Annotated in this window: 17 protein-coding genes; 13 read left to right on the plus strand and 4 right to left on the minus strand. The window is 68.4% G+C overall.

Annotation, left to right across the window (positions count from 1 at the left end; all coding sequences use genetic code 11):
* The first annotated feature begins 54 nt into the window (after window positions 1-54).
* The 9 genes from CNE_RS14800 to CNE_RS14840 all read left to right on the plus strand — a co-directional run bounded on the left by CNE_RS14800 (window position 55) and on the right by CNE_RS14840 (window position 7,745).
* The gene (locus CNE_RS14800; RefSeq protein ID WP_041228110.1) at window positions 55-1,125 is read left to right on the plus strand and encodes an AI-2E family transporter; all 1,071 of its coding nucleotides are present in this window, start codon (window positions 55-57) and stop codon (window positions 1,123-1,125) included.
* Between the two features lie 44 nt (window positions 1,126-1,169).
* Window positions 1,170-1,877, plus strand: a complete 708-nt coding sequence (gene hda / locus CNE_RS14805; protein WP_013957908.1) for a DnaA regulatory inactivator Hda — start codon at window positions 1,170-1,172, stop codon at window positions 1,875-1,877.
* A 93-nt stretch (window positions 1,878-1,970) separates the two neighbouring features.
* Window positions 1,971-2,645: a histidinol-phosphatase gene (locus tag CNE_RS14810; RefSeq protein ID WP_013957909.1), complete on the plus strand. Its 675-nt coding sequence runs from the start codon at window positions 1,971-1,973 to the stop codon at window positions 2,643-2,645.
* A 1-nt stretch (window position 2,646) separates the two neighbouring features.
* Window positions 2,647-4,188 carry a polynucleotide adenylyltransferase PcnB gene (gene pcnB, locus CNE_RS14815; RefSeq protein ID WP_013957910.1) on the plus strand — a complete coding sequence of 514 codons (1,542 nt, stop codon included), beginning with the start codon at window positions 2,647-2,649 and terminating at the stop codon, window positions 4,186-4,188.
* Complete coding sequence (gene folK, locus CNE_RS14820) at window positions 4,189-4,728, plus strand: 2-amino-4-hydroxy-6-hydroxymethyldihydropteridine diphosphokinase (RefSeq protein ID WP_013957911.1); 540 nt, start codon at window positions 4,189-4,191, stop codon at window positions 4,726-4,728.
* Window positions 4,729-4,784: 56 nt separating this feature from the next.
* Entirely contained in the window at window positions 4,785-5,426 is a 642-nt protein-coding gene (locus CNE_RS14825; protein ID WP_013957912.1) for a deoxynucleoside kinase, read from the plus strand.
* 99 nt (window positions 5,427-5,525) lie between these two features.
* Window positions 5,526-6,347 carry a 3-methyl-2-oxobutanoate hydroxymethyltransferase gene (gene panB, locus CNE_RS14830; protein ID WP_041228460.1) on the plus strand — a complete coding sequence of 274 codons (822 nt, stop codon included), beginning with the start codon at window positions 5,526-5,528 and terminating at the stop codon, window positions 6,345-6,347.
* A 4-nt stretch (window positions 6,348-6,351) separates the two neighbouring features.
* On the plus strand, window positions 6,352-7,050 hold the full coding sequence (locus CNE_RS14835; RefSeq protein WP_013957914.1) for an ABC transporter permease: 699 nt from the start codon (window positions 6,352-6,354) through the stop codon (window positions 7,048-7,050).
* Entirely contained in the window at window positions 7,047-7,745 is a 699-nt protein-coding gene (locus CNE_RS14840) for an ATP-binding cassette domain-containing protein (protein ID WP_013957915.1), read from the plus strand. Before CNE_RS14835 ends, CNE_RS14840 begins: the two co-directional genes overlap by 4 nt.
* A 3-nt stretch (window positions 7,746-7,748) precedes the next feature.
* Here CNE_RS14840 and CNE_RS14845 read toward each other — a convergent pair whose 3' ends face one another.
* The 4 genes from CNE_RS14845 to CNE_RS14860 form a co-directional block, all read right to left on the minus strand.
* Window positions 7,749-9,701, minus strand: a complete 1,953-nt coding sequence (locus CNE_RS14845) for a chorismate-binding protein (RefSeq protein ID WP_013957916.1) — start codon at window positions 9,699-9,701, stop codon at window positions 7,749-7,751.
* Window positions 9,702-9,736: 35 nt separating this feature from the next.
* Entirely contained in the window at window positions 9,737-10,882 is a 1,146-nt protein-coding gene (gene dnaJ / locus CNE_RS14850; protein ID WP_013957917.1) for a molecular chaperone DnaJ, read from the minus strand.
* 171 nt (window positions 10,883-11,053) lie between these two features.
* Window positions 11,054-13,003, minus strand: a complete 1,950-nt coding sequence (gene dnaK / locus CNE_RS14855; RefSeq protein WP_013957918.1) for a molecular chaperone DnaK — start codon at window positions 13,001-13,003, stop codon at window positions 11,054-11,056.
* 189 nt (window positions 13,004-13,192) lie between these two features.
* Window positions 13,193-13,759, minus strand: a complete 567-nt coding sequence (locus CNE_RS14860; RefSeq protein WP_041228113.1) for a cob(I)yrinic acid a,c-diamide adenosyltransferase — start codon at window positions 13,757-13,759, stop codon at window positions 13,193-13,195.
* A gap of 328 nt (window positions 13,760-14,087) precedes the next feature.
* Here CNE_RS14860 and CNE_RS14865 point away from each other — a divergent pair, with 328 nt between their 5' ends.
* The 4 genes from CNE_RS14865 to CNE_RS14880 all read left to right on the plus strand — a co-directional run bounded on the left by CNE_RS14865 (window position 14,088) and on the right by CNE_RS14880 (window position 18,732).
* Window positions 14,088-15,518, plus strand: a complete 1,431-nt coding sequence (locus tag CNE_RS14865) for an FAD-binding oxidoreductase (protein ID WP_041228114.1) — start codon at window positions 14,088-14,090, stop codon at window positions 15,516-15,518.
* Between the two features lie 14 nt (window positions 15,519-15,532).
* The gene (locus CNE_RS14870; RefSeq protein WP_041228115.1) at window positions 15,533-16,423 is read left to right on the plus strand and encodes a LysR substrate-binding domain-containing protein; all 891 of its coding nucleotides are present in this window, start codon (window positions 15,533-15,535) and stop codon (window positions 16,421-16,423) included.
* A 12-nt stretch (window positions 16,424-16,435) separates the two neighbouring features.
* Complete coding sequence (locus CNE_RS14875) at window positions 16,436-16,966, plus strand: GNAT family N-acetyltransferase (RefSeq protein ID WP_013957922.1); 531 nt, start codon at window positions 16,436-16,438, stop codon at window positions 16,964-16,966.
* A gap of 251 nt (window positions 16,967-17,217) precedes the next feature.
* A complete protein-coding gene (locus CNE_RS14880) occupies window positions 17,218-18,732 on the plus strand; it encodes an FAD-linked oxidase C-terminal domain-containing protein (protein ID WP_013957923.1) in 1,515 nt (504 codons plus the stop codon).
* The last annotated feature ends 7 nt before the right edge of the window (window positions 18,733-18,739 follow it).

The following is an 18,739-nucleotide window of genomic DNA, read 5'->3' on the forward strand; positions in this document are numbered from 1 at the left end:
TCCGGCGAGATTCCGCCGCAAACAGCGCTGTCGCCCGTTCCCCCCAACTATTTGATGAATGCCCCGCTGTTGAACCAAGAGGCCAAGCGCATCCTGCTCTGGATCGTCGTGGCCGTCGCGCTGTTCGCCGCCATCATCGCGCTGGCGCCGGTGCTGACGCCGTTCCTGTTCGCGTTCATCTTCGCCTATATCCTGAACCCGGGCGTTGACTGGCTGCAGCGCCGCCGCGTGCCGCGCGCGGTGGGCGTAACGCTGATGATCCTGCTGCTGACGGTGATCTGCGTGATGCTGGTACTGCTGGCGATCGCAGTTCTGCAACGCGAGATCCCGCAGGTGCACGAGCAATTGCCGATCCTGCTGAAGAAGCTCAATTCGGTGGTTTCGCCCCGCCTGGCCGAGTTCGGCGTACGCGTGCGCTTTGACTTCCCCGGCCTGCGCAACATGCTGTCGGACCGTTTCTCGGCCAGCCCGGAAGACCTGCTGGTGGTGTTGCTGAACTACGTCAAGATGTCGGGCTCCGCGCTGATCACGGTGGCCGGCATCGTCTTTATCGTGCCCATCGTCATGTTCTACCTGATGATGGACTGGCACATGGTGATGCGCCGCATCGAGGGCGTGGTGCCGCGCCGCTGGGTGCCCAAGGTGCGCGAACTGACCAACGAGACCGACGCGCTGCTGTCGCAATACCTGCGCGGCCAGATCCTGGTGATGGTGATCCTGGCGGCAATCTACTCGATCGGCCTGACCATCGCCGGCTTCGATATCGGCGTGCCGGTCGGGGTCTTCACGGGGCTGGCGGTGTTTATCCCGTATATTGGCTTTGGTGTCGGGCTGGTCATGGCGGTCCTGGCCGCGCTGCTGCAGTTCGGCAACTGGTACGGGCTGGCCGCGGTGGCGGTGGTCTACGGCTTCGGCCAGTTTATTGAGAGCTTTTACCTGACCCCGCGCCTGGTGGGCGAACGCATCGGCCTGCACCCGCTGGTGGTGATCTTCGCGCTGCTCGCCTTCGGCCAGCTGTTCGGCTTCTTCGGCGTGCTGCTGGCGCTGCCGACCTGTGCCGTGCTGCTGGTCGGCGCGCGGCAGCTGCGGCGGGTTTACCTGGCCAGCGACCTGTACCGAAAATAACGGCTGCCCCACTGCTGCCCACACCTGCAAGTTAGCCATACGTCATGTCCCCGCGTCCCAAGCAACTGTCGCTCGAGCTGGGCAGCCCGCCGCCTTCGACCTTCGAGAATTTCGTGGTGGCATCCAACCGCGAGGCGGTGCAGCGCCTGCGCGAGCTGCCCGCCGCGCTCGCCCAGGAGCACGCCAGCGACCGGCTGGTCTACCTGTGGGGCGAGGTCGGCTGCGGCCGTACCCACCTGCTGCACGCGGTATGCGAGGCCGGGCCGCAGCACGGCATCCGCAGCCGCTACCTGAGCCCGCACCACCCGCTGTCGGACTTCCTGTTCGATCCCTGGTGCCAGCTCTACACCGTCGATGACGTCGAGTTGCTGGATGAAGCGCGCCAGATCGCGGTGTTCTCGCTCTACAACGAGGTGCGCGCCCACGTGCGCACCGCGCTGGTGGTGGCCGGCGGCCTGGCCCCGCGCGCGATGCCGGTGCGCGAAGACCTGCGCACGCGCCTGGGCTGGGGCCTGGTGTACCAGGTCGCGCCGCTGTCGGACGACGACAAGAAGGCCGCTGTGCTGCATGCAGCACGCGAGCGCGGCCTGCAGCTGTCGCCAGAGATCACGCACTGGCTGGTGACGCGGCATTACCGCGACATGCCAAGCCTGATGGCGCTGCTGGACGCGCTCGACACCTACTCGCTGGAACGCAAGCGGCCGGTGACACTGCCGCTGCTGCGTGAAATGTTTGCTGAATTCCGGGATTAGCGGCGGCATCGGCGCCCAAACCACACCCAACGCGGCCACGGCACCTGCCTGCCTGCCCGCCCGACCTCTCGCCTTAAGGTAAAATCGCCGCCCATGAATCTGGCACTCTTTGATCTCGACCACACCCTGATCCCAACCGACAGCGACCATGAATGGGGCCGCTTCCTGGTCCGCATGGGCGTCGTCGACGAGGAAATCTACAGGCAGAAGAACGACGAGTTCTACGGCCACTACAAGGCCGGCACCCTCGATATCCAGGCCTTCCTGCGCTTTGCGCTGGCGCCGCTGGCGGCCAACCCGCGCGACCGGCTCGATGCCATGCGGGTGCGCTTCATGCACGAGGTGATCGACCCCGTGATCACGCCGCAGGCGCGCGCGCTGGTCTACAAGCACTTGGAAGCCGGCGACCTGTGCGCCGTGGTGACCGCCACCAACAGCTTCGTCACCGCGCCGATCGCCACGGCCTTCGGCATCAAGCACCTGATCGCGACCGAGCCGGCCACCGTCGACGGCAAGCCCGAGAGCCAGTACACCGGCGAGGTCGAGGGCGTGCCCAGCTTCCGCGAAGGCAAGATCACCCGCGTCGAGGCCTGGCTAAAGAGCCAGGGCGCGCAGTGGGACCATTTCGAGAAAACCACCTTCTACAGCGACTCGGCCAACGACCTGCCCTTGCTGGAAAAAGTCTCCGAGCCGATCGCCACCAACCCGGACGATCGCCTGCGCCACCACGCCGCCGCGGCAGGCTGGCGCATCATGGATCTGTTCTGACGTGATCAAGAAGCTAATTACCCGGCTGCTGGGCAAACCCGGCCCCAAGCTGCGCCGCACCGGCCATGCCCATACGCCGCGCATTGTCGGCGCCGACGAACACCAGATCGACCCCGCGCTGCTGTCGCGCAATGCCGTCAAGGTCACCTCCACGCTGCAGCAGGCCGGCTACCAGGCCTACATCGTGGGCGGCGCGGTGCGCGACCTGCTGCTCGGCATCAAGCCCAAGGATTTCGACGTCGCGACCAACGCCACGCCCGACCAGGTGCAGGCGCTGTTCCGGCGCTCGCGCATCATCGGGCGGCGCTTCCAGATCGTGCACGTGACCTTCTACGGTGGGCGCGAGCAGGAAATCATCGAGGTCTCGACCTTCCGCGCGCTGGTCGACGCCATCGCCAGCGAGACCCTGCCCGAAGGCCGCCGCCTGAAGCGCGCCGAGCTCGACAGCAAGACCCATGCGATCGATGCCTCGGGCCGGGTGCTGCGCGACAACGTGTGGGGTTCGCAGGCCGAAGACGCGGAACGCCGCGACTTCACCATCAATGCGATGTACTACGACCCGGCCGCGCAGACCGTGCATGACTACCATCACGGCATGGAAGACATCCGCGCGCGCACGCTGCGCATGATTGGCGACCCGGTCACGCGCTATCGCGAAGACCCGATCCGGATGCTGCGCGTTGTGCGCTTCGCCGCCAAGACCGGCTTCGACATCGACGAAGCCACGCGCCACCCGATCGCCGGCCTGGCCTCGCTGATCCACAACGTGCCCAGCGCGCGCCTGTTCGACGAGATGCTCAAGCTGCTGATGTCCGGCCACGCCTGGGCCTCGCTGCAGGAGCTGCGCAAGGCCGGGCTGCACCAGGGCCTGCTGCCGCTGCTGGACGTGGCGCTGGAGCAGCCCATGGGCCAGCGCTTCGTGCAGCTGGCGCTGGACAACACCGACCGCCGCGTGCAGGCCGGCAAGCCGGTCTCGCCGGGCTTCCTGTTCGCCGCGCTGCTGTGGCATCACGTGCTGCAGCGCTGGACCAGGCTGCGCGAGGAAGGCGAGCACGCCATCGCCGCGCTGAACACCGCCATGGACATGGTGCTGGAAAAGCAGACCGGCCAGCTGGCGATCCAGCGCCGCTTTGTCACCGACATGCGCGATATCTGGGGCATGCAGCCGCGCTTTGAAAAGCGCGTGGGCCGCATGCCGTTCCGGCTGCTGGAATCGCCGCGCTTCCGTGCCGGCTTCGACTTCCTGCACCTGCGCTGCCAGTCGGGCGAGCTGCCCGAGGAACTGGCCGCCTGGTGGCAGGACTTCCAGGACGCCGACCCGGGCGAGCGCGAGGACCTGATCGACGCGGTACGCGGCGCGCGCGGCCCGAGCGGTCAAGGCGGCCAGGGCAGTCAAGGTGGCCAGGGCGCCGAGGGCGAAGGCCCGGCACGCAAGAAGCGCCGCCGGCGCGGTCCGCGGAAATCGGATAAAGTGTCTTCCCGGAGCGACACGGACGCGGGCGAGGCAGCACATGCCGGCCCCGGCCAGCCGGAGGAAACCTAAATGACGCTTGCCTTCATCGGCATCGGGGCCAATCTTGGCGATGCCCGCCAGGCCATCAAGGACGCCATCGTGTGTCTGGCCCAGCAGGTCGGCATCACGGTGCTGGCGCGCTCATCGCTCTACCGCACCGCCCCGGTCGATGCCGGCGGCGACGACTACTACAACGCGGTGGTCAAGGTGCAGACCTCGTTCACCGCGGCGCAGCTCCTGCGCATCTGCCACCACATCGAAGACCAGTTCGGCCGCGAGCGGCCGTTCCGCAACGCGCCGCGCACGCTGGACCTGGACCTGCTGCTGTTCGGCGACGAGCAGCACGACCACGAGCACCTGACGGTGCCGCACCCGCGCCTGACCGAGCGCGCCTTCACGCTGGTGCCGCTGCTAGAGCTGGATGCCGCGCTGGCCATCCCCGGGCGCGGACGCGCCGCCGACTACCTGGCCGGCGTGGGCGCGCAGCGCATCGAGAAGGTGTCCACCTGCAAGTGCCTGCGCATGCAGGCCGCCGCCGGCGGGACCGGCGATGGCGGCACCCCTGGCTGACCCCGCCCGGCGGCGCCCGCGGCGCTGCCATCCACCCCACTGAAGCCCGGAGCGCCATGCTCGATCACCTGCGCCGCATCGTCGTCGAAGGCCCCGTCGGATCCGGCAAGACCTCGCTGGCCCAGCGCCTGGCGCGCACGCTGCAGGCCCAGGAACTGCCCGACAGCGCGCGCCGCAGCCCCTTCCTCGAACCCTTCTACCGCGATCCCGCGCGCCATGCGCTGGCGCTGCAGCTGTGGTGCCTGACCCAGCGCGCGGTGCAGCTGCAGCAATGGCAGGCGGGGGTGCTGGCCGGCCAGCGCATGGTCACCAATTTCCTGATGGCCAAGGATCGGCTGCACGCGGCGCTGACGCTGTCCGACGACGAACTGGCGCTCTACGACGCCATCGCCGCACGCCTTGACCTGCCGCCGCAGCGCGCCGACCTGGTGATCGTGCTGCAGGCCGCCCCGTCGCTCTTGCGCGAGCGCATCGTGCGCCGCGGCGAGCCTGGCGAGGCCGGCATCGACGAACACTATCTGCAGCGCCTGGCCGGCGCCTACGGCGAATTGTTCCACCGGTACGACGACGCCCCGGTGCTGGTCGTCGACACCGCCCACTTCAATCCGGTGGACAATGATGACGATTTCCGTACACTACTGTCGCGCATCGAAAACATGCGCGGCCGCAAGGCCTTTCTCAATCTCGCTGCGCCCTGACAGGCTCCGCCTGCCAGACCCAACACAATAACGACGGCTGTCGTTGCCGTGCGGGCGGCCCTCCCGGCACCGGCAAAGCCGTCCTATATGGGCACTGCCATGAGCTACCTCCTCGATCCCTCCCGCAAGACCATCACGATTCCCAAACTGCAGGCGATGCGTGACGCCGGCGAGAAAATCGCCATGCTGACTGCGTACGACTCCAGCTTCGCCGCGCTGCTCGACTACTGCGGCGTGGAAATGATCCTGGTCGGCGATTCGCTGGGCAATGTGATGCAGGGCCAGCAGACCACGCTGCCGGTCACGCTGGAACAGATGGCCTACCACACCGAATGCGCGGCGCGCGGCAACCAGACCGCGCTGCTGCTGACGGACCTGCCGTTCGGCACCTATCCCACGCCTGAGGCCGCGTTTGCCAGTGCGGTCACGCTGATGAAGGCCGGCGCGCAGATGGTCAAGCTCGAGGGCGGCGACTGGCTGGCGCCGATCGTCAAGTTCCTGGTCGAGCGCAGCATCCCGGTATGCGCGCATATCGGCCTGACGCCGCAGTCGGTGCACGCGCTGGGCGGCTTCAAGGTGCAGGGCAAGACCAACGCCGGCGCGGCCCAGCTCAAGCGCGACGCGCTGGCGCTGCAGGCCGCCGGCGCGCAGGTGGTGCTGATGGAGGCGGTGCCCGCGGCGCTGGCCGGCGAGATCACGCAATCGCTGACGGTACCCACCATCGGCATCGGCGCGGGCGCGGACTGCACCGGCCAGGTGCTGGTGCTACAGGACATGCTCAATATCTACCCGGGGCGCAAGGCCAAGTTCGTGCGCAACTTCATGGACGGCCGGACCTCGATCGAGGCAGCCGTGCGCGCCTACGTGGCCGCCGTCAAGGACGGCAGCTTCCCCGCCGCCGAGCACACCTTCTCCGCCTGACCCGGTGGAGATCGGCACCGCCACCGCCGACGCCTTCCGCCTGCTGGCCAGCGGCGACGCCGGCCTGTGGTTCATCGTCTGGACCTCGCTGATGGTGGCGGTGCTGGGGCTGGCGCTGGCCACGGTGCCGGCGATCGCCGCCGCCTGGCTGATCGCCACGCGGCAGTTCCCGGGCCGGCGCGCAGTGGTGGTGGTGGCGCAGGCCTTCCTGTCGTTTCCGACCGTGCTGGTCGGGCTGATCCTCTACCTGCTGCTGACGCGCCAGGGCCCGCTGGGCAGCCTGCACCTGCTGTTCACGCCGGCGGGCATGGTGCTGGGGCAGGCGGTGATCGGCTTCCCGGTGGTGCTGGCGTTTGCGCTGTCAACCCTGCAGGGCGCCGACGTGCGCCTGCGCGAGACCGCCTGGGTGCTGGGCGCAGGGCGCTGGCGCACCTTCCTGACCGTGATCCGCGAGCTGCGCTTCGGGTTGATGGCGGCGGTGGTCGCCGGCTTCGGGCGCGTGATTGCCGAGGTCGGCTCGGCGCTGATGATCGGCGGCAATATCGAAGGCTCCACCCGCACCATCACCACGGCCATTGCGCTGGAAACCAGCAAGGGCGAGTTCGCGGAGGGCATTGCGCTGGGCATCGTGCTGGTGGCGCTGGCGCTGCTGGTCAATATCGGCATGGCCTGGCTGCAGGGTGCCGGAGGCTTCCGCCGATGACTCCCTCAGTTGCCCATGACCACAGCCCGCTGCTGACCGTGCGCGGGCTGGCGCGCACCATCGGCCTGCGCAAGCTCTTTGCCATCGACAGGCTGGTGATCCCGCGCGCCACGGCGATCGTGCTGACCGGCATGAACGGCGCCGGCAAGACCACGCTGCTGCGCATGCTGGCCGGGCTGGAGCCGGCACCCGGCGCCAGCGCGCAGTGGACCGACGCCCGGGGCCAGGCACACGACGCCCCCCTCACTCCGCTGCCGCCGGCGCTGCGCCAGCGCATCGCCTACCTGCATCAGCACCCTTACCTGTTCCGCACCTCGGTGCGCGAGAACATTGCCTACGGCCTGCATGCACGCGGGATGCCGCGCGACGAGATCGCCCGCCGCGTTGGTGAGGCGCTGGGCTGGGCCGGCGTGTCGCACCTGCAGGACACCGCGCCCGAATACCTGTCCGGCGGAGAGATCCAGCGCGTGGCACTGGCACGCGCCAAGGTGCTGGAGCCGGAGCTGCTGCTGCTGGATGAGCCCACCTCGAGCCTGGACGGCCATGCGCGCGAGCAGGTGATTGGGCTGGTCGGCGACCTGGCCGCCGAAGGCCGCACCGTGGTGATGATCTGCCACGACCGCGAGCTGATCAACCTGCCGGGCGTGGTGCGCTGGAAGCTGGGCGACGGCGTGCTGGACACGCACCACCCTTAGTCTTCAGGCTTTCTGACTCGGCGTCGCCGCCATCGCGCCGCGCAAGGCGTTGACCAGGACGATGGCCTCGGCGCGCGCGAGCATCGCGCGCGTGATCACGGCTTCCGTCACCGCTTCGCCGGGGGCGCCCAGCGTCGCCCCACCCTCGTCCAGCACCACCGCGCGCATCACGCCGGGCAGGATGTCGGCCGACAGCGGCGGCGTCAGCCAGCGGCCATCGATGCGGACGAAGACCGAGCTGCGCCCGCCTTCCAGCAGTTCACCGCGCGTGTTGAAGAACAGCCGGTCAAAGCCGCCGGCACGCTCGGCGGCCTGCCAGCCCGCATCGAACACTGCGCGCGCGCTGGTCTTATGGCGGCGCAGCGGGTCGGCGGCGGGTAGTGGCTCGGGGGCAATGTCGATCCTGACCGGACCGGCCGGCATCGGTGCCACCGCGCCGCTGGCAAATGCGAGCGCGCCGCACTTGTCCACGCTCATACGCAGGCGCCATGTCCCCGCGCCCAGCTGCGCTACCTGCGCGGCCACTGCGGTGCGTGCCGCATCGGCATCGAAAGCGAAGCCGAACGTATGCGCCGAAGCGCCAATGCGCGCAAGGTGCCGCGCCAGGTAAAGGCACTCGCCGTCCTGCACGCGCATGGTTTCGAACAGCGTCAAGCCGGGATCGTGCCGCGTCAGGAAACGCGCCTTCCAGCCGCATTCATCGAATTCCTCCGCCGCGACGCTGTCATGGACGATGCCGCCGCCCACGCCCATTTCACCCGCGCGCAGGCCGGTGTCCGCGAGAGGCGCCAGTACCAGCGTGCGGATTGCCACCGACAGCGCGAACGGTCCCGCGGTGCTTTCGTCAGTTGGCGCATCAATCCAGCCGATCGCGCCGGTGTACAGCCCGCGCGGCGCGCCTTCCAGCTCGGCGATGATCTCCATGGTGCGCCGCTTGGGCGCGCCAGTGATGGAGCCGCACGGGAACAGCGCCGCCATCAGCGCGCCAAAGCGCGTGCCGGACCGCGCCGTCGCGGTGACGGTAGAGGTCATCTGCAGCACCGCACCAAACGGCTGCACCGCAAAGCGCTCCGGCACCGCCACGCTGCCCGGCTGCGCGATGCGCCCCAGGTCGTTGCGCAGCAGGTCGACGATCATCACATTCTCGGCGCGGTTCTTGGCATCGGCGGCCAGCGCGGCGGCGGCCTGCGCATCGCGCACGGCATCGCCCGAGCGCGGCGCGGTGCCCTTCATCGGCCGGGTCAGCAGGTGGCCCTGGCCGTCGTGGCGCACGAACAGCTCGGGCGACAGCGACAGCACCGTGGCGCCATCCGGCAGGCTGGCCAGCACGCCATACGGCACCGGCTGCGCGGCGCGCAGCGCGGCGTACAGCGCCACCGGGTCGCCAAAGGCATCGAAGTGCAGGCGCTGGGTATAGTTGACCTGGTAGGTGTCGCCGGCTTCGATCCACTGGTGGATGCGGGCGATGGCGTCGTCGAAGACCTCGCGGGAGGTATCGGAGGCCACCTCCATCAGGCCCGCTGGCTTGGGGTCGGCTTTCGATTGCAGCCACGCCGTGACCGCCGCGGCATCGAGCCGGCGCAGGTTGCGGAACCACAGCAGGCGCAGCGCGCCGTTGTGGAACGGCATCTCGTTACCGGTATGCACCGGGGCGTCGACCAGTGCGCCGCCGAATTCGTAGGGGGCAAACAGGGTGGCATGCCAGCCCTGGCGCCAGCCGTCGGCAAGCACGGTGTCGAGCTGCGCGATGTCGCTGCCGGCGGGCAGCACGTCTTCGCGAATGAGGCCGGTGTAGAGGCGTGATGCGGCTTGCGCCGCCGGGGCCGTGGCGTCGTCGAGAAGGACGAAGGCCTCTCCGCTTGCTGGCGGCGTGCTCCCCTCGCCCGCTTGCGGGAGAGGGGAGCAAACCAGCGGTTCGCAGACGCGGAGCGCCGCGCCAAAAACAAAACCGGCCACGCTCGCACGTGGCCGGTCCGATACTGCAAACCCGGTCAGCTGAAGAAGCTCTTCACCTTGTCTAGCCAGGATTGCTCCTGCGGGCTGTGGCGCGAGCCGCCCTCATGCACCGAGCGGTCGAACTGGCGCAGCATATCCTTCTGCGCCTCGGTCAGCTTGACCGGCGTCTCCACGTTCACATGCACATAGAGGTCGCCCGGATAGCCCGAGCGCACGCCCTTGATGCCCTTGCCGCGCAGGCGGAAGGTCTTGCCCGACTGGGTGGCTTCAGGCACCGGGAAGGTGGCCTTGCCGCTCAGCGTCGGCACTTCCAGGTCGCCGCCCAGCGCCGCGGTGGCGAAGGAGATCGGCATCTGGCAGTGCAGGTCGTCGCCGTCGCGCTCGAACATCGGGTGCGCCTTGATGTGGACTTCCACATACAGGTCGCCCGGGGGGCCGCCGTTGATGCCCGGCTCGCCGTTGCCCGATGAGCGGATGCGCATGCCTTCGTCGATGCCGGCCGGGATCTTCACTTCCAGCGTCTTCTGCGACTTCAGCTTGCCCTGGCCGTGGCACTTGGTGCAGGGCTTGGGGATGAACTTGCCGCTGCCGTGGCACTTCGGGCAGGTCTGCTGCATGGTGAAGAAGCCCTGCGACACGCGCACCTGGCCGGCGCCGTGGCAGGTCGGGCAGGTTTCCACGCTCGAGCCCGGCTCCGCGCCATTGCCGTGGCAGTGGTCGCAGTCGTCCCAGTGCGGCACGCGGATCTGCGCCTCGTGGCCGTGCGCGGCCTGCTCCAGCGAGATCTCCATGCTGTAGCGCAGGTCGGCGCCGCGATAGGCCTGCGGACCGCCGCCACCGCGGCGGCCACCGGCCTGCTGGCCGAAGATGTCGCCGAAGATATCGCCGAAGGCCTCGGCGAAACCGCCGTAGCCCTGCGCGCCGCCAAAGCCGCCCGCCATGTTCGGATCCACACCGGCATGGCCGTACTGGTCGTAGGCTGCCTTCTTCTCCGGGTCGGAAAGCATCTCGTAGGCCTCTTTGACCTCCTTGAATTTTTCCTCGGCGATCTTGCCGTCCTTGCCCTCCGGATTGCGGTCCGGGTGGTACTTCATCGCGAGCTTGCGATAAGCCTTCTTGATCTCGTCGTCGCTCGCGTTCTTGCCTACCCCGAGCACTTCGTAATAGTCACGTTTTGCCATGGTGGCTCAAACCCTTTTGGCCGGCACGCGCATGCGGCGCGATACCGGCGAATAGCAAAAAAGCCGAGCGAGGCATCCGACGGCGGTTTCCCGCTGGGTCCGATGGCCGCGCCCGGCGTCGGGGCGGGAGCGGTGCCGGCCAGTGCCTGCACCGCCGCCCGCGTGTCCCGATTACTTCTTGTCGTTGACTTCCTTGAATTCGGCGTCCACAACGTTGTCGTCCTGCGGCTGCGCCTGCTGGCCACCGGCCGCGCCGGCACCGGCAGCACCGGGCGCGGCACCTTCGCCGGCCTTGGCCTGCATGTCCGCGTAGACCTTCTCGCCCAGCTTCTGGCTGACTTCGGACAGCGCGTTGACCTTGGCGTCGATCTCGGCCTTGTCGCCGCCGCGAGCGGCGTCTTCCAGTTCCTTGATCGCGGCTTCGATCTTTTCCTTCTCGCCGCCTTCCAGCTTGTCACCGTATTCGGTGAGCGCCTTCTTGGTCGAGTGGATCAGCGCGTCGGCCTGGTTGCGGGCGTCAGCCAGCTCACGGGCCTTCTTGTCTTCCTCGGCATTGGCCTCGGCGTCCTTGACCATGCGCTGGATCTCGTCTTCCGACAGGCCCGAGTTCGCCTTGATGGTGATCCGGTTTTCCTTGCCGGTTGCCTTGTCCTTGGCGCCCACGTGCAGGATGCCGTTGGCGTCGATGTCGAACGACACTTCGATCTGCGGCGTGCCACGCGCTGCGGGCGGAATGCCTTCCAGGTTGAACTCGCCCAGCAGCTTGTTGCCGGAGGCCATTTCACGCTCGCCCTGGAACACCTTGATGGTCACCGCCGGCTGGTTGTCGTCGGCGGTCGAGAACACCTGCGCATGCTTGGTCGGGATGGTGGTGTTCTTGGTGATCATCTTGGTCATCACGCCACCCAGGGTTTCAATACCCAGCGACAGCGGCGTCACGTCCAGCAGCAGCACGTCGGTACGGTCGCCCGACAGCACCGAGCCCTGGATCGCGGCACCGACGGCCACGGCTTCATCCGGGTTCACGTCCTTGCGCGCTTCCTTGCCGAAGAACTCCTTGACCTGTTCCTGCACCTTGGGCATGCGGGTCATGCCGCCGACCAGGATCACGTCGTCGATGTCGCTGACCTTGACGCCCGCATCCTTGATAGCGATGCGGCACGGCTCGATGGTGCGCGTGATCAGCTCTTCCACCAGGGATTCGAGCTTGGCGCGGGTCATCTTCAGGTTCAGGTGCTTCGGACCCGAGGCATCGGCCGTGATGTACGGCAGGTTGATCTCGGTCTGCTGCGAGCTCGACAGTTCGATCTTGGCCTTTTCAGCGGCTTCCTTCAGGCGCTGCAGCGCGAGCACGTCCTTGGACAGGTCCACGCCCTGGTCCTTCTTGAACTCGCTGATGATGTAGTCGATGATGCGCTGGTCGAAGTCTTCGCCGCCCAGGAACGTATCGCCGTTGGTCGACAGCACCTCGAACTGCTTCTCGCCGTCCACGTCCGCGATCTCGATGATCGAGATGTCGAAGGTGCCGCCGCCGAGGTCATACACGGCAATCTTGCGGTCGCCCTTCTCGTTCTTGTCCATGCCGAACGCCAGCGCGGCCGCGGTCGGCTCGTTGATGATGCGCTTGACGTCCAGGCCGGCGATGCGGCCGGCGTCCTTGGTGGCCTGGCGCTGCGAGTCGTTGAAGTAGGCCGGCACGGTGATCACGGCTTCGGTCACCGGCTCGCCGAGGTAGTCCTCGGCCGTCTTCTTCATCTTGCGCAGCACTTCGGCGGACACCTGCGGCGGCGCCAGCTTCTGGTCGCGCACCGACACCCATGCGTCGCCGTTGTCGGCCTTGACGATGGAATACGGCATCAGGCCGATGTCCTTCTGGACTTCCTTCTCTTCGAACTTGCGGCCGATCAGGCGCTTGACCGCGTACAGCGTGTTGCGCGGATTGGTGACGGCCTGGCGCTTGGCCGGCGCGCCGACCAGGATTTCGCCGTCTTCCATGTAGGCGATGATCGACGGGGTGGTGCGGGCACCCTCCGAGTTTTCGATGACCTTGGGGGTGTTGCCTTCCAGGATCGCGACGCAGCTATTGGTGGTACCGAGGTCGATACCGATGATCTTACCCATTATTCTCTCCTCTTGAGCCAGCGCTATCCGCGCGGCTGCAATTCAACCTGAGGCCGAAATGTGGCCGTCCGGGGGCTTTTCAAGGGCATAACCGGCAAATCCGAGTAATTTTCTCGGTTTATGCACGCTTTCAACGGCATCCGCCGCCGCAGGTTAAGCCGGCGGCGCGGCGCGGTCGCCGAAAGTGGCTTATTCCATACCTCCTGGCGCGTCGCGGTCGCGCTGCCACAGCACGTCCGAACCGCCCCCGGCCCGGTTCAGCACCCGCGCCAGCACGAACATCAGGTCCGACAGCCGGTTCAGGTACTGGCGCGGGGCCTCGTTCAGCGGCTCGGCCGCGCCCAGCGCCACCAGCGCGCGTTCGGCACGGCGGCACACGGTGCGGCAGACATGGGCCTGCGCCGCGGCGCGGCTGCCGCCCGGCAGGATGAATTCGGCCAGCCGCGGCAGGTTGGCGTTGTAGTCGGCCAGCCAGGTGTCGAGCTGCGCCACTTGCTCAGGCTTGAGCAGGGTGTAGCCCGGGATGGACAGCTCGCCACCCAGGTCGAACAGGTCGTGCTGAATATGCAGCAGCGCGGCGCGCACGTCGTCCGGCAGGGCCTCGGTCAGCAGCACGCCGACGTGGCAGTTGAGTTCGTCGACGTCGCCGATGGCGGCGATGCGCAGGCTGTCCTTGCCGGTGCGGCTGCCGTCGCCCAGGCCGGTGGTGCCGGCGTCGCCGGTGCGGGTGGCAATCTTGGACAGGCGGTTGCCCATGCCGGTCTCCTCGTAAGCGTGTGGTAGTCGTGGTCCGCCCTGCAACGCGGGGCGCCAGGGGGAAAGACGCATTATCGCGCCGGACCGCCTCGGCGGGCGAAGCTCTTGTGTCCCGGCGCTGGCTGTGCGGCTATCGGCCAGTACCAGCCGGCCACCGACCGCCGCGGCGCCCCGCCAGGGTGCATGAGCCGCCGCGCGGCGTAGAATGCCGGTAGCCCTTATTCATCGTCCATTCGATCACCGGGTCGCGCCCCTGCCGGCCAGACCGGAGCTTGCTCCGGAGCGCCGCCGCCGGCACCAACGTCGCGCCGACCCGCCGGAGACCCGCATGAACCACCCCACGCCGCCCGCCACGCTCGCCCGCCGTCCGCTGCCGCCCGCCTTCAGCGACGCCCTGGCGGCTCGCTTTGGCGACCGCTTCACCACCTCCGCCGGCGTGTGCGAACACCACGGCCGCGACGAATCCCCGTTCCCGCCGGCCGTGCCCGACGCCGTGGTCTTCGCCCACAGCACCGAGGAAGTGGCCGAGGTGGCGCGCCTGTGCAACCAGCATGGCGTGCCACTGATCCCGTACGGCGCCGGCTCATCGCTGGAAGGCCATCTGCTGGCCGTGGCAGGCGGCATCAGCCTGGACCTGTCGCAGATGAACCGCGTGCTGGCGGTGCAGCCCGAGGACCTGACCGTGACCGTGCAGCCCGGCGTCACGCGCAAGCAGCTGAACCAGGAAATCAAGGACACCGGCCTGTTCTTCCCGATCGACCCGGGCGCCGATGCCTCGCTGGGCGGCATGTGCGCCACGCGCGCCTCCGGGACCAACGCGGTGCGCTACGGCACCATGCGCGAGAACGTGCTGGCGCTGACGGTGGTGACCGCCGACGGCCGCGTGGTCCGCACCGGCACGCAGGCGCGCAAGTCGGCGGCGGGCTATGACCTGACCCGGCTCTTTATCGGCAGCGAAGGCACGCTCGGCATCATCACCGAGGTGACGGTGCGGCTCTACCCGCAGCCGGAAGCGATCTCCGCCGCGGTGTGCGCCTTCCCCAGCATGGGCAGCGCGGTGCAGGCCGTGATCCAGACCATCCAGCTGGGCGTGCCGGTGGCGCGCGTGGAGTTTGTCGATGCGCTGGCGATCCGCGCCATCAACCGCCACGACAACCTGACCCTGCCCGAGACCCCCCACCTGTTCTTCGAATTCCACGGCACCGAGGCCGGCGTGCGTGAGCAGGCCGAGACCGTGCAGCAGATCACCGCCGAGCACGGCGGCCAGGGCTTCGAATGGGCCACGCGCCCGGAGGACCGCAGCCGGCTGTGGAACGCACGCCATACCGCGTACTTCGCCATGCTGCAGCTCAAGCCGGGCTGCAAGTCGGTGACTACCGACGTGTGCGTGCCGATCTCGCGCCTGGCCGACTGCGTTACCGAGACCGAGAAGGACCTGAACGCCTCGGCGCTGCCCTGCCCCATCGTCGGCCATGTCGGCGACGGCAACTTCCACGTGGCGATCCTGGTCGACCCCGGCAAGCCCGAAGAGATGGCCGAGGCCGAGGCCATCAACCAGCGCATCGTCGAACGCGCGCTGGCGATGGGCGGCACCTGCACCGGCGAGCACGGCGTCGGCCTGCACAAGCAGCGCTTCCTGGTGGAAGAACACGGCGAGGACGCGCTCGACCTGATGCGCGCGATCAAGGACGCGCTGGACCCCAACCACATCCTGAACCCGGGCAAGATCTTCAGCGCCACGCGCGCGGGCACGCAGTAAGGCGTACCGGGCAGATGGCCCCCATGTTCAACCGCGTCCCGCCGCTGCACCTGCTGATCGCCTTCGAGGCCGCGGCGCGCCTGGGCAGCTTCGCGCGCGCGGCCGAAGAGCTGTCGGTCACGCCCAGCGCGGTCTCGCACCGCATCAAGAACCTCGAGGAGCTGTGGGGCGAAGACCTGTTCGTGCGCGCCAACGCCGCGCTGCGGCTGACCGCCGCCGGCACGCGCTACCTGCGCAACGTGCAGGACGCGCTCAAGTCGCTCAACGAGCTGGCGCGGCCCGAGTACAACAAGCTGCGCACCCGGCTGCGGGTGGCGATCCCGCCCACCTTCGGGCGCCAGCACCTGGTGCCGCGCCTGCCTGAATTCGGCGCGCTGTATCCGCATATCGACCTCGAGCTGCACCTGGCAATCCCATTCCTGGACGTCAAGGCCGAGGACACCGATGTCGAGATCCGCTACGGCACCGGCCGCTACCCCGACCTGAAGACCACCCGGCTGCTGGTCGAGCCGGTGTTCCCGGCGTGCGGCCGCGAATACTACGAGCGCGTCAACGGCCGCGCCATCACCAAGCCCGAGCACCTGCACGGCCTGGTGCTGCTGCGCAGCCCGCTGGAGCCGTGGAAGCCGTGGTTCGAGACTGCCGGGCTGGACTGGGCCGAGCCGCAGACCGGGCCGCAGTTCAATGACATCGGCCTGATGCTGGAGGCGATCGCGTCCAACCAGGGCGTGGCGCTGGTGCGCCAGCGCATGGCGCGGCACTGGCTGTCGCTGGGGCAGATGGTGCGGCTGCTGGATGTGGAATCGGTCTCGCCGCACGGCTACTACATCGTCGAGCGCGAACAGGCTCCGCTCAAGCCCGAGGCGCGCTATTTCGTCGACTGGCTGCTGAGCCTGGACTGGTAGGAGACCGACCCCATGGAAATCCGTTTGCTGACCCCCGCCGATGCCGCCGCCTTCCAGGCGCTGCGGCTGCAAGGCCTGGCCGAAGCGCCGGAGGCCTTCGCTTCCAGCCTGGAGGAGGAACAGGACCGGCCGCTGGAAGTCGTCGCCGCGCGCCTGGCCGCGACCGAGGGCAAGGCCGTGTTCGGCGCCTTCGTTGACGGCACCGATGACACCGCGCTGGCCGGGGTGGTCGGGGTGATGCGCGAGGAAAACGCCAAGCACCGGCACAAGGCCTTTATCTGGGGCATGTACGTGGCCCCGGGCTGGCGCGACCGCAAGCTCGGCCGCGCGCTGATGGAGCGGGCCATGGAACAGGCCGCCGCCATGCCGGGCGTGCGCCAGGTGACGCTGTGCGTCAATGCCGGCAGCGCGGGCGCGGTGCAGCTGTATGAGTCGCTCGGCTTCGTGCGCACGGGGCTGGAGCCGGATGCGCTGTACGTCGCGCCGCACTTCCACGACAAGCTCGATATGGTCTGCTTCCTGCCGCAGCCGCCGGCACGCTGAGTCCGGACGGGCCGCCTTCCCTGCACCCGCGCCGCGGTGTACGCTGGACTTGCGTCCCATGCCAGGCGTGATTTCCCGCGCAGCCATGATGAGCATTTTTGATCGGCCTGCCATGCGGAATTCACGTCTCCCATGGTGCCCGCGCCAGGTGCCCTGCGCTATAGTCACCCGTCCCCGCGGCAGGCCCTGCATTGCCGCGACCGGCAGGCCGCGCACCGGCCGCCATCCAGGAGGCCCCAGAGGAGTCGTTCATGAATGCCCCGCACGAAGCCCAAACCATCGCCCCCGACGGCGCCCATGCCACGGCCGAAGGCCGCCGCAGCGCGCTGCTGGCCGGCCTGGCGCAGATCCTGCCGGATGCCGCGCTGCTGTGGAAGCCGGAAGACACCGTCCCCTATGAATGCGACGGCCTGGCCGCGTACCGCCAGGTGCCGATGGCCGTGGCCCTGCCCGACACTGAAGAACAGGTCTGCGCGATCCTGCGCTTGTGCCACAAGCTGGGCGTGCCGGTGGTGCCGCGCGGCGCCGGCACCAGCCTGTCGGGCGGCGCCATGCCAATCGCCGAGGGCCTGGTGCTGTCGCTGGCCAAGTTCAAGCGCATCCTGTCGGTCGATCCGTACTCGCGCACCGCGGTGGTCCAGCCGGGCGTGCGCAACCTGGCGATCTCCGACGCCGCCGCACCCCACAACCTGTACTACGCACCGGACCCGTCCTCGCAGATCGCCTGCACCATCGGCGGCAACGTCAGCGAGAACTCCGGCGGCGTGCACTGCCTGAAGTACGGCCTGACCGTGCACAACGTGCTGCGCGTGCGCGCGGTGACGATGGAGGGCGAGGTGGTGGTGTTCGGCTCCGAGGCCCCCGACTCGCCGGGCCTGGACCTGCTGGCCGTGCTGATCGGCTCCGAAGGCATGCTGGCCGTGGTCACCGAGGTCACGGTGCGCCTCATCCCCAAGCCGCAGCTGGCGCAGGTGATCATGGCCTGCTTCGACGATGTCGAGAAAGGCGGCAACGCCGTGGCCGACGTGATCGCCGCGGGCATCATCCCGGCGGGACTGGAGATGATGGACAAGCCCGCCACAGCGGCAGTGGAGGAATTCGTGCATGCGGGCTATGACCTCGATGCCGCCGCCATCCTGCTGTGCGAGTCCGACGGCACCCCGGAAGAAGTGGCCGAGGAAATCGAGCGCATGAGCGAAGTGCTGAAGGCTTCGGGCTGCACCCGCATCGTGGTCTCGCAGAACGAGGCCGAGCGGCTGCGCTTCTGGAGCGGCCGCAAGAACGCCTTCCCCGCCGCGGGCCGGATTTCGCCCGACTACTACTGCATGGACGGCACCATCCCGCGCAAGCACATCGGCACGCTGCTCAAGCGCATCGAGGAGATGGAGCGCAAGTACGGCCTGCGCTGCATCAACGTGTTCCATGCTGGCGACGGCAATATGCACCCGCTGATCCTGTTCGATGGCTCGGATCAGGACGAATGGCACCGCGCCGAGCTGTTCGGCGCCGACATTCTGGAAACCTGCGTCGAGCTGGGCGGCACCGTCACCGGCGAGCACGGCGTGGGCGTGGAGAAGCTCAACTCGATGTGCGTGCAGTTCTCGCCCGCCGAGCGCGACACCTTCTTCGGCGTCAAGGCCGCCTTCGACCCGGCGCGGCTGCTCAACCCGGACAAGGCCATCCCCACGCTGGCGCGCTGCGCGGAGTACGGCAAGATGCATGTGAAGCGCGGCCTGCTGCCGCACCCGGAACTGCCGCGCTTCTGAGCCACGC

It is taken from the genome of Cupriavidus necator N-1, assembly GCF_000219215.1.
Lineage (GTDB): Bacteria > Pseudomonadota > Gammaproteobacteria > Burkholderiales > Burkholderiaceae > Cupriavidus > Cupriavidus necator.

Coding starts and splice junctions, on each gene's coding strand:
- CNE_RS14800 (WP_041228110.1), top strand. CDS start 55: ATGAATGCCCCGCTGTTGAACCAAGAGGCCAAGCGCATCCTGCTCTGG.
- hda (WP_013957908.1), top strand. CDS start 1,170: ATGTCCCCGCGTCCCAAGCAACTGTCGCTCGAGCTGGGCAGCCCGCCG.
- CNE_RS14810 (WP_013957909.1), top strand. CDS start 1,971: ATGAATCTGGCACTCTTTGATCTCGACCACACCCTGATCCCAACCGAC.
- folK (WP_013957911.1), top strand. CDS start 4,189: ATGACGCTTGCCTTCATCGGCATCGGGGCCAATCTTGGCGATGCCCGC.
- CNE_RS14825 (WP_013957912.1), top strand. CDS start 4,785: ATGCTCGATCACCTGCGCCGCATCGTCGTCGAAGGCCCCGTCGGATCC.
- panB (WP_041228460.1), top strand. CDS start 5,526: ATGAGCTACCTCCTCGATCCCTCCCGCAAGACCATCACGATTCCCAAA.
- CNE_RS14840 (WP_013957915.1), top strand. CDS start 7,047: ATGACTCCCTCAGTTGCCCATGACCACAGCCCGCTGCTGACCGTGCGC.
- dnaJ (WP_013957917.1), bottom strand. CDS start 10,882: ATGGCAAAACGTGACTATTACGAAGTGCTCGGGGTAGGCAAGAACGCG.
- dnaK (WP_013957918.1), bottom strand. CDS start 13,003: ATGGGTAAGATCATCGGTATCGACCTCGGTACCACCAATAGCTGCGTC.
- CNE_RS14860 (WP_041228113.1), bottom strand. CDS start 13,759: ATGGGCAACCGCCTGTCCAAGATTGCCACCCGCACCGGCGACGCCGGC.
- CNE_RS14865 (WP_041228114.1), top strand. CDS start 14,088: ATGAACCACCCCACGCCGCCCGCCACGCTCGCCCGCCGTCCGCTGCCG.
- CNE_RS14870 (WP_041228115.1), top strand. CDS start 15,533: ATGGCCCCCATGTTCAACCGCGTCCCGCCGCTGCACCTGCTGATCGCC.
- CNE_RS14875 (WP_013957922.1), top strand. CDS start 16,436: ATGGAAATCCGTTTGCTGACCCCCGCCGATGCCGCCGCCTTCCAGGCG.
- CNE_RS14880 (WP_013957923.1), top strand. CDS start 17,218: ATGAATGCCCCGCACGAAGCCCAAACCATCGCCCCCGACGGCGCCCAT.